Origin of the sequence: Methanobrevibacter sp., assembly GCF_045577275.1 — an archaeon.
Taxonomy (GTDB): Archaea; Methanobacteriota; Methanobacteria; order Methanobacteriales; family Methanobacteriaceae; genus Methanobrevibacter.
Window position 1 is genome coordinate 1 of record NZ_JAZNIB010000079.1, and the last position, 9,730, is coordinate 9,730.

General features: G+C 32.5%; 11 protein-coding genes and 1 tRNA gene. 9 read left to right on the forward strand and 3 right to left on the reverse strand.

The genetic code is table 11. From position 1 onward, the window contains the following. The first annotated feature begins 215 nt into the window (after nt 1–215). The 3 genes from purF (at nt 216) to cfbC (ending at nt 3,900) form a co-directional block, all read left to right on the forward strand. Nucleotides 216–1,658, forward strand: coding sequence for an amidophosphoribosyltransferase (purF, locus tag ACKI67_RS02815; RefSeq protein WP_407461885.1), 1,443 nt, complete (start codon nt 216–218; stop codon nt 1,656–1,658). A gap of 167 nt (nt 1,659–1,825) precedes the next feature. Next, nucleotides 1,826–3,085, forward strand: a complete 1,260-nt coding sequence (locus ACKI67_RS02820; protein WP_407461886.1) for a peptidase U32 family protein — start codon at nt 1,826–1,828, stop codon at nt 3,083–3,085. A gap of 11 nt (nt 3,086–3,096) precedes the next feature. After that, nucleotides 3,097–3,900 carry a Ni-sirohydrochlorin a,c-diamide reductive cyclase ATP-dependent reductase subunit gene (gene cfbC / locus ACKI67_RS02825; protein ID WP_407461887.1) on the forward strand — a complete coding sequence of 268 codons (804 nt, stop codon included), beginning with the start codon at nt 3,097–3,099 and terminating at the stop codon, nt 3,898–3,900. Between the two features lie 65 nt (nt 3,901–3,965). Here the strand turns inward: cfbC and ACKI67_RS02830 are convergent, their stop codons facing one another. From ACKI67_RS02830 to ACKI67_RS02840, 3 genes are all read right to left on the reverse strand, one after another. Further along, nucleotides 3,966–4,418 (reverse strand): GIY-YIG nuclease family protein, encoded by a 453-nt coding sequence (locus ACKI67_RS02830; RefSeq protein ID WP_407461888.1) that lies wholly within the window; start codon nt 4,416–4,418, stop codon nt 3,966–3,968. A 106-nt stretch (nt 4,419–4,524) separates the two neighbouring features. Beyond that, on the reverse strand, nt 4,525–4,869 hold the full coding sequence (locus tag ACKI67_RS02835) for a DUF3795 domain-containing protein (protein ID WP_407461889.1): 345 nt from the start codon (nt 4,867–4,869) through the stop codon (nt 4,525–4,527). A 34-nt stretch (nt 4,870–4,903) separates the two neighbouring features. Next, on the reverse strand, nt 4,904–5,842 hold the full coding sequence (locus ACKI67_RS02840) for a DUF1848 domain-containing protein (RefSeq protein ID WP_407461890.1): 939 nt from the start codon (nt 5,840–5,842) through the stop codon (nt 4,904–4,906). A 78-nt stretch (nt 5,843–5,920) separates the two neighbouring features. Between ACKI67_RS02840 and ACKI67_RS02845 the strand changes: the two genes are divergently transcribed. The 6 genes from ACKI67_RS02845 to ACKI67_RS02870 all read left to right on the forward strand — a co-directional run. Then, nucleotides 5,921–6,334, forward strand: coding sequence for a DUF371 domain-containing protein (locus ACKI67_RS02845; RefSeq protein WP_407461891.1), 414 nt, complete (start codon nt 5,921–5,923; stop codon nt 6,332–6,334). A gap of 94 nt (nt 6,335–6,428) precedes the next feature. Beyond that, nucleotides 6,429–6,515, forward strand: a tRNA-Leu gene (locus tag ACKI67_RS02850). Between the two features lie 212 nt (nt 6,516–6,727). After that, entirely contained in the window at nt 6,728–7,573 is an 846-nt protein-coding gene (gene galU, locus ACKI67_RS02855) for a UTP--glucose-1-phosphate uridylyltransferase GalU (RefSeq protein WP_407461892.1), read from the forward strand. An 86-nt stretch (nt 7,574–7,659) separates the two neighbouring features. Then, nucleotides 7,660–8,205, forward strand: coding sequence for a hypothetical protein (locus tag ACKI67_RS02860; RefSeq protein WP_407461893.1), 546 nt, complete (start codon nt 7,660–7,662; stop codon nt 8,203–8,205). A 132-nt stretch (nt 8,206–8,337) separates the two neighbouring features. After that, nucleotides 8,338–9,309 carry an NAD-dependent epimerase/dehydratase family protein gene (locus ACKI67_RS02865; RefSeq protein WP_407461894.1) on the forward strand — a complete coding sequence of 324 codons (972 nt, stop codon included), beginning with the start codon at nt 8,338–8,340 and terminating at the stop codon, nt 9,307–9,309. 109 nt (nt 9,310–9,418) lie between these two features. Continuing rightward, nucleotides 9,419–9,730 (forward strand): glycosyltransferase family 2 protein (locus ACKI67_RS02870; RefSeq protein WP_407461895.1); only part of this gene is annotated, 312 nt, incomplete at its 3' end.

Below are 9,730 nucleotides of genomic sequence, written 5' to 3' on the forward strand. Positions count from 1 at the left end.
GAATTCTTAACCGTTTTAACTTATTTTTAACTATTTTTCTCTTAAAATTTTCACTAAAAAGATTATTATAAATATTAGAAAAATTATAAATATTTATGTATTATAATTTTTAACTTAATTGTTTTCTTTAAGTTATTTTTAATATTATATTTACAATTATCATAAGAATATTTAAAACGTTTTTATGTCTTAATAGGGTTAATGGAGATTATATATTGAAAGATAAATGTGGTATTGTTGGAATACATTCTAAAGATGGCCTTATGGATGTTTCTCACTTAATTTATTATGGTTTATATGCTTTACAGCATAGAGGACAAGAATCTGCAGGTATAGCTACTCATAACATTAATTATGGGTTGAATTTCCACTGTGGAATGGGATTGGTAACTGATGTTTTTGATAATAATTTAATTAAAAGTTTAACTGGTAATGTAGGTATCGGTCATGTAAGATATTCTACCACAGGCCAATCAAAAATAGAAAACTCACAGCCATTCTTCACAGAATTGAATGATGGATTCATCGCTATGGCTCACAATGGAGACATTGTAAATTCAGGTTCTTTAAGAGATGAATTAACTAAAAAAGGATATGAATTCAAATCAGACACTGATTCTGAAGTTGTCTGTTATTTAATCAAAGAGGAATTCAAAAATGAAGCGGACATTCTCAAAGTCATTGATAATGTTTCTCAAAAATTGATCGGTTCCTATTCCTTAGTTATTTTAATCAATGATGAATTATATGTTTTAAGAGATCCTATGGCAATGAAACCTTTAATTTTAGGTCAAACTGGGGACCATTTTGTTGTTGCATCTGAATCTGTTGCATTTGACGTTATAGATGCAGAAATCATTCGTGATATGGAACCTGGTGAATTGCTATACTTTAAGGACAATAAGATTAATTCATATATCTTGCCATCTGCAAAAGGTTCCAGAAGAGCACATTGTATGTTTGAATATGTATACTTTGCTCGTCCAGACAGTGTGATTGATGAGAGAAGCGTTTACAATGCAAGGCTTAAAATTGGAGAGGCATTATATAAAGAAAACCCTATTGATGCAGATTTAGTTTTACCTGTTCCTGATTCATCAATTCCTGCAGCTATTGGTTATGCAAGGGCTTCAGGCATTCCTTATGGTGAAGGTCTAATCAAAAACAGGTATGTTGGAAGAACATTCATTATGCCAACTCAAACAGAACGTGAAATTGCTGTAAGGCTTAAGTTAAATCCATTAAAACATGAACTTGAAGGAAAAAGTGTTGTTGTAATTGATGACAGTATCGTTAGAGGTACCACTTCAGAATCTTTAGTCAGAATCCTTAAGGCAGCAGGAGCTAAAGAGGTTCATATGTTAATCGGTTGTCCACCGGTTATCGCTCCATGTTACTATGGTGTTGCTTTGGCTACCAAAGATGAATTGATTGCAGCCAATTTGGAAATTGAAGAAATCAGAAAACAGTTAGGTGCTGAAACCTTAGGTTACATCAGTATAGAATCTCTTATTGAAGCTATTGGCATTGATGGAGAAAACTTATGTTTAGGATGCATAACTGAAGATTATCCAACTGAAATACCTGAGGACTTGGAAGCTGAATCCTACTACGATTATTATCAGACCATTAAAGGTCCAACAGATGAAGAAAAATAATCTTCATCCTTTTATTTTTTATTTATCTTTTATTTTTTTAAAATTATTATGTATTTTTAGATTATAAAGTTATTTTTGAGTATTTTTGAGTATTTTTAGGTATTTTTTATATTTGGGCATTTTTAAGATTTTTCGAATATTTTTAATAGTTTTTAGAGTTGTTTTTTATGGTAGAATTATTGGCTCCTGCAGGAAATTTCATTTCATTAACCAGCGCATTAAAGAATGGTGCTGATGCAGTTTATATTGGCTTTGAAGAGCTTAATATGAGGGTTAATGCAAGCAATTTCTCTTTGGAAGACATCAAAAAGGCAAGTGAAATGGTAAAGGAGTATGGGGCTAAATTATATGTCTGTACAAATACCATAATGAAGGATAAGGATATTGAAAGACTTAAGGAACAATTGCCTTATATCAAGGAATATGGAGCAGATGGCATAATCTTATCTGACATTGCCTTGATAGATCTTGCAACTGAAAACGGTCTTGAAGCTCATGTAAGCGTTCAGGAAAATACAACTAACTTCTATGCATTGAAGACCTTGGAAAGATTAGGTGCCAAAAGGGCTATTCTATCAAGGGAATTGTCCTTGGAAGAGATAAAGGAAATTACCAAAAAGCTCAAAGAAACTGATTCAAGCATTGAAACTGAAGTTTTCATTCATGGTGCAATGTGCATGGCAATATCAGGCAGATGCTTCTTGAGCTATGGACTTTATGGCAGAAGTGCAAATTGTGGAGATTGTCTCCAACCTTGCAGAAAAGAATGGAAATTAAGCTTTGAAGAGGATGAAAATGATGATGTCATCAACACTTCCGAATGTGATGATGAATCATTCATAATATCCAATTCCTATGATGATTCCTATAGGACAAATTTCTTCTCTCCAAAGGATATGGCTTTGATAGGACATATTCCAGAACTTATAGATGCTGGAATCGACTCCTTTAAAATAGAAGGAAGGGCAAGATCTCCTGATTATGTTGCAACAGCAGTTAAGGTCTATAGGGAAGCTATTGACTTATATCAAAATGATCCTGAGAATTATAAGTACAATCCTCAATGGATGGAAGAGCTGATGAAGGTATTCAACAGAGGATATGATACTGGATTCTACTTTGATGTTCCTTATGAAATCAGTGAGAACAACCAATCCAAATTCATTAAGAAGGATATTGGAAAGGTTGTGAATTATTATAATAAGATTAAGGTAGCAGAACTTAAGATATGGGATGATTTGGCTATTGGCGATGAGATTATGGTTCAAGGACCTACAACAGGTTCAATCACCCATGTAATTGATTCTATGCAAATTGATGGAAACGCTATTGAAAAGGCTTTAAAAGGTTCTAATGTAGCAATAGCTATTGATGAAAAATTAAGGGAAAGCGATTTCGTTTACAAATTGATTCCTAGAGAAGACTGATTGGTGTAAAGATGAAAAGACAAAAGAAAATAGCTATTTATGGAAAAGGCGGTATCGGCAAAAGTACTACAGTGGCTAATATTGCGGCAGCTTATAGTGAAGATGATAAGAAGGTCATGGTGATTGGCTGTGATCCAAAGTCAGACACTACAAGAACATTGTGTGGTAAAAGAATACCTACAATTGTCAATACATTAAAAGACAACAAAAATCCAGAACTTGCTGATTTGGTTTTTGAAGGATTTAATCAAATAAAATGTGTTGAAAGCGGAGGTCCTGAACCTGGAGTGGGTTGTGCAGGACGTGGTGTTATCGTTGCCATGAAACGTTTAGAGAATTTGAATGCCTTTGACGAAGAGTTTGATGTCATTCTTTATGATGTTTTAGGTGATGTTGTCTGTGGAGGATTTTCCGTACCTCTTAGAGAGGATTACGCTGATGAAGTCTTTATTGTATCATCTGGGGAATACATGTCCTTATACGCTGCAAACAATATTTCCAAAGGAATCAAAAAGCTAAAAGGAAATCTTGGCGGTATCATCTGCAATTGCAAGGGCATTGAAAATGAAGAGGAAATAGTCAGTTCCTTTGCAAAAGAAATCAACACTCAGGTTATTGGAGTTATTGGAAGAAGCAATTTGATTCAAAGAAGTGAATTGGATGCAAAAACAGTAGTTGAATATGCTCCGCAGTCAAATGAAGCTGAGGATTATAGAAAATTAGCAAATGATATCTTCAACAATGATAATTTCTCTACTCCAGAGCCAATGGAAGATGAAGATTTTGAAAATTTCTTTAAGTCATTCTTAGACTAATGACTTATTATTTTTTTTATCTTATTTTTTTATCATTTTTTTAAACTTATTTTATAAACTATTTTTTAATTCTTCATAATTCTTTTTTTAAAATAGTTTAAATTATGATATTCAACATTTAACTTCTCATATGCACTTTTTACAGAATTCACCGCATCCCTTTTTCTTCTGAAGTATATCAAATGGGATTTGCAACTGCAATCGGAACATCCGAATTTAGCTATTTCCTCACCATTTTCAGCTATTGTCGATGCCAAATCACATTCTATCTTCTCATCAGAAATATTGAACAGGACATCTCTTATTTCACTATTTTCACTTTTTAAAAGGTAATCTATATGCCAATGCATTTTCTTATCATCAGATAAGTGCCTATTGATTCTTGCTGGAAGTGAATTCATTGCTGATCCTATGTAAACATAGTAACCTTTCTTAAAATTATGGTCTTGATATAGATTTCCTATTTTAAGTTTCTCACTTTTTCTCATAGCTATTATTAAACAGTATGTACCTTTCATAATTTAACAACTTTGTGATTTATTTTTAATATAATTGGTCGTCATTTTTATTAAATTAATTGAATGTTATGATGCATTTGTGATTTTGTGATTATGTGTAAATATGCTATTTATTTTTCATGCTTTTCAAGTTTTGAAGTGCATTCTCATTGTTTGTAAAAATCATTCCAAGCTTTTCACATTTTTCCATTTCACTGCAGTCTGCACAAGTCTCATATTCCTTTTCTAAAGCACATTGTCTGATAGGACAAATGGAATCACAGAATGGAGTCTTTACACCTTCTATTCTACAGCCTGTGCAATTTATCATTTCAGGGTTGATTTCCACATTATTCAGTTCGCTCCAAAGCTTTGAAACTTTGGCTCTAAGTTCATTGTCATCATTGACTGTTGCAATACGAGCTTCACAAGTCTCACAGTCCAATCCACAGTATGCTATAAAATCGGTCATGGTATCTCTCCAAACTATTTGATCATATTTTTTTTTAAAATAATTTTGTCTGTCTGCTTTTATCAGGGTCAATGAAGCTCTTTTGATTCATTTCCCTTATTTCATCATTTTCATTTATATCTCCTATCAAAAGAGGAAAATTTGGATTATGAAGCTTTAGGTTTCTTTTCACCAATTTCTTGTTTGAATTTGCATAGCAATACAGGCATCCATGATTGCAAGTGTTGTATGCACCTATATCATTATTCAAAAGGCAATAGCATTCACCATTTCTTGCCTTTTGTTTAGGCATATTCAGGTTCTGTCCAATTGCCCTTTCTACAACTTCCTTTGTCATGCATCCTGAAGAATCAAGGCCAAACTTATCCAATTCGGTTCCTTCAACACAGGTTTTGACATTAAGGTCATTTTCTCTTCCAATTCTTGCAAATTCCTCCCCTATCTTCAACCTTTCCTCTTTGCTCACTTCAATGGCATCTGGAAAATTACGTTTTGTTTTCTCATATAGGTCAATAAAGCTTATGACTGCTTCGGTTGTATATTCTGATAGGGAGCTTGCAATATATTCAAATGATTCAATATGCTTTTCCAAGGTGTATTTTTCATTAATGAAAATAGGGTCATATCTTAATGATACCTTTTCCTTGCCTAATTTATCGGATAGATACTTAAAGCTTTCTAAAACATCATCAACTGGAGGAACATTAGGTTCTATATCCTTTTCATAGGGAGTTATTGTAATATGCCAAAATTGATTGAACTTATCAATTTTTTCCAGATTTTGAAACATTGGCTTAGGATTTTTTGTACAGAAGATTATGCAATCAATCAGTTCAGGGTTCAATTTATATGAATAGATCTGGTTTTTTGCATATGGGCTTCTTACATATACAAATCCTTCATCAATTCTATTGTAGAACCATTTGCTGAAGAATCCTGGAATGTCTGTTCTTAAGCCAGTATTTAAAATCATCTTTATCTCTCCTCACTTTACCATTTGTTTTCCATTTTTTAAAAATATTTTTATAAAATAATTTTCATAAGTTCTATTATGAATTTTAAAATTAGGGCAAAGGGACATAAGAATGTATTGTCATTGCATAAATCCACTTTCGAAATAACAAAGGACAAGGATCTTAGCTTAGCTGGAGATTGCATAATAGGCTTGGACATTGATAAGTCAATGCTTGATTTTCCTGATGAATTTAAGGAAAAATTGGCTAATGATGACACTAGGGTCATAGTTGAACTGAGTACCCCTAATGCCTCAGATAGGATTGAAGGGTATGGTCATCATGATTTGAGTCTTTCCCATCCTACAGATATTGTTTGTAGAAAGAGTACATTTGTATGCTCCAGAACCTTAATGATTAAATCAGATAAGGCAGCTATTGATTTAAATAGAGATTTGATTGCAGATTTGGCTAATGGCGAATCTATGGATGTAAATATTGAGTTAATCTAATATTTGGTCTAATTTTTTTATTTAAATATGGTAGTAATATTTAAATAAGATAATAAATATATTATATAGTACTGTACTATTTTTCTGTTTTTATGCAGGGGTGGTCGAGCGGTCAAAGGCGCTAGGTTGAGGGCCTAGTGGGTTAGTCCCTTCGCGGGTTCGATTCCCGTCCCCTGCACCATTTTTATAATTTATTTTGATCATTTTTTCATAAATATCTGGACTATTTTTTGTATACTGCTTTTTTTTACCTTAGTTTTAATTATTTTATCATTATTTGCGAATAATTCTATTGGATTTCCTATTTTTTTAATCAAATTTATATATTTATATCTATAAATTATTATTATAATAACTTAAAAATTAAAAAATAAATTCATTTGAGGTGTTTTAATGAAAGCGGTTATTCCAGCTGCAGGTTTAGGAACAAGATTTTTGCCTGCCACTAAAGCTCAACCAAAGGAAATGTTGCCGGTTTATGATAAGCCAACAATCCAATATGTAATAGAAGAATCTGTAAATTCTGGTGTCGATGACATTTTAATCGTTACAGGTAAAGGTAAAAGGTCTATTGAAGACCATTTTGACAGATCTTTTGAATTGGAGCATCATTTAAAGACTAAAGGAAAAGAAGACTTCTTAAAGGAAATAGAATACATTTCTGACTTGGCAGATATTCATTTCATCAGACAAAAGAAGCAAAGAGGTCTTGGTGATGCTATATACTGTGCAAAGAAACATGTAGGAAATGATCCTTTTGTTGTCATGTTAGGGGATACCATTACCAAGGATAAGGTTCCTTGCACTAAACAATTGATTGACATATATAACAAGTATGAAAAATCAGTCATTGCTTTAGAGGAAGTTCCTGATGAAAAGGTTGAAAGATATGGTATCATCGGTGGTGAAGAGATAGAAGAAAACATTTATAAGATTGATAAATTGGTTGAAAAACCACCTCTCCGTGTTGCACCAAGTAATTTGGCTATTATGGGAAGATATGTTCTCACTCCAGACATCTTTGACTGCATTGAGAAAGTGGAACCTGGTTACGGTGGAGAAATCCAATTGACTGATGCATTATCCAAATTGGATGAGATATACGGTCAAGTGTTCACTGGAGAATCCTATGATATAGGTAACCGTATTGATTGGTTAAAATCCTCTTTAAAGATTGCTTTGGAAGATGATGAAGCCAGAGATATACTTTTAAAGTTTATTCGTGAAGAAATAATCTAAATTTAGATAATCTAATAAATTTTATTATTTTATTCCATATAATATCTGAATTTAGATATTCCTATTAATTTTACTATTGTGATTGAATGATAGGTGAAAAAGATCCGCAAGAAGAAATAGAAGAGTTGAAGGCAGAGCTTTCCAAGTATAGGAAGGAGAATCGTATCCTTAAGGAAAGATGTGAATCCTATGAAGATAGGATAGAGCATTTTGCCATTGAAAGACAAAGGCTTTCACAGGATATAATGAGATTCGAATCCTTGGAATTGGAAGTCAGGCAATATGATATTGATGAATTGGCTCTTGAAACTCAGAAATTAAAACACAGGATTGATATACTTAGACGGTATCTTAAGACTGAAAGGGCGGATAATGAGAAGTTGAATGAACTTAACAATAAGTTGACAAAGGAATTAAGTGAGGCTAATTCTGAAATTGCCAGATTGGAAAAGGAATTCAGGAAAGCAAGAATACGTCAAAATCAAAGAACATTCTCTTTGGAAAACCGTTTGGATATTGCATACACCAAAATGGCACAGTTGAAATTTACCTTGAATGAATTTGAGGATTTAGGATTTTTCGCCAGAGTAAGGGGCAAAAAGCCTAAAAGCTTGGATGAGGATGAAGTTTAATTTTTAAGATTTGTTTAATTTAATAATTTTTATAATTTTTAATAAATTTTTTAATTTTTTAATTTTTTAATTTTTTATATTTTATAAAATTATAATTTGAAAATTTATTTTTAATATTTGGAAGGTGTTTTTATGGAAACTCAAAGAATTATGGTAACTGGTGGAAGTGGATTTATAGGCACTAACCTTGTAAAAGAACTTAGAAGCAGAGGGCACGAAGTATTGTCCGTTGATTTATTGCATCATGAAGATGAAGCGGATTTATATTCAGACTCCTACTCTGATTATGTAAGAGGGGATATTCGTAACTATCGTCAAATGGAGAGAATATTTGATGATAATGAGAAGTTTGATTACGTTTATAACTTAGCTGCTGAATATGGTAGATGGAATGGTGAAGGCTACTATGAAAACCTTTGGGAAACAAATGTAATCGGCTTGAAAAACATGATCCGTCTTCAAGAGAAATTAGGCTTTAGAATGATTTCATTTTCATCTGCTGAAGTTTATGGTGACTATGAAGGAATCATGACTGAAGATGTAATGGAAAACAGGCCAATCAAAGACACTTACCAAATGAACGATTACGCAATTTCCAAATGGGCTGGTGAATTGATGTGCATGAATTCCGCTACCATGTTTGGAACTGAAACCGTAAGAGTCCGTCCTGTAAATTGTTATGGTCCTCATGAGGCTTATTCTCCTTATAAAGGTTTCATACCTATTTTTATCTATAAAGCACTTCATGGATTACCTTATTCTGTTCACAAAGGACATAAAAGAATTATTGACTATGTGGAAGATACTGCAAATACCTTTGCAAATATTGTGGATAACTTCATTCCTGGTGAGGTCTACAATGTTGGAAGTAAACAGGAATGGGAAATGACCATTGAGGAATATTCTGACTTGGTTTTAGAAGCTGTAGGAATTGATGATTCATTAGTGACCTACACTCCTGCTGAAGAATTCACTACAAAGGTTAAAACCATTGATTTTTCCAAGGCTATTCGTGATTTAAAACACGACCCTAAAGTTTCTCCTAAAGAAGGAATTAAAAGAACTGTTGAATGGATGAAATGGTATTACAGAATTGAAGATTAATTTAATTAATCTTTATTCTTTAATTCTTTATTTTTTATTTTTTTTTTAGTTTACTTTAATGTTTTTCAATATTTTTCAATATTAATTTGATTTTTATATACGTGATAAAATGGCAAATATTGTAGCTATAATACCTGCATATAATGAGGAAAAGGCATTAGCCGATGTAATTGAAGCAACTTTAAGATATGTGGACAAGGTCATCATCGTTGATGATGGAAGTGTTGACAATACTGCAGAAATTGCATTGAGCGCTGGTGCTGAACTTATCCGTCACGAAACTAATTTAGGTAAGGGTGAAGCATTAAAATCAGGTTTTAAGGCTGTTGATGATGATTCAATCATTGTAACAATTGATGGTGATGGACAACATAATCCTAATGAGATTCCTGATTTGCTTAAGCCGATCATTGAGGATGGT

What these genes read in the sequence shown, in the direction of transcription:
- ACKI67_RS02840 (WP_407461890.1), bottom strand. Translation starts at nt 5,842, where the DNA reads ATGATTTTAAATACTGGCTTAAGAACAGACATTCCAGGATTCTTCAGC.
- galU (WP_407461892.1), top strand. Translation starts at nt 6,728, where the DNA reads ATGAAAGCGGTTATTCCAGCTGCAGGTTTAGGAACAAGATTTTTGCCT.
- ACKI67_RS02830 (WP_407461888.1), bottom strand. Translation starts at nt 4,418, where the DNA reads ATGAAAGGTACATACTGTTTAATAATAGCTATGAGAAAAAGTGAGAAA.
- ACKI67_RS02820 (WP_407461886.1), top strand. Translation starts at nt 1,826, where the DNA reads ATGGTAGAATTATTGGCTCCTGCAGGAAATTTCATTTCATTAACCAGC.
- cfbC (WP_407461887.1), top strand. Translation starts at nt 3,097, where the DNA reads ATGAAAAGACAAAAGAAAATAGCTATTTATGGAAAAGGCGGTATCGGC.
- ACKI67_RS02845 (WP_407461891.1), top strand. Translation starts at nt 5,921, where the DNA reads ATGAATTTTAAAATTAGGGCAAAGGGACATAAGAATGTATTGTCATTG.
- ACKI67_RS02835 (WP_407461889.1), bottom strand. Translation starts at nt 4,869, where the DNA reads ATGACCGATTTTATAGCATACTGTGGATTGGACTGTGAGACTTGTGAA.
- ACKI67_RS02860 (WP_407461893.1), top strand. Translation starts at nt 7,660, where the DNA reads ATGATAGGTGAAAAAGATCCGCAAGAAGAAATAGAAGAGTTGAAGGCA.
- ACKI67_RS02865 (WP_407461894.1), top strand. Translation starts at nt 8,338, where the DNA reads ATGGAAACTCAAAGAATTATGGTAACTGGTGGAAGTGGATTTATAGGC.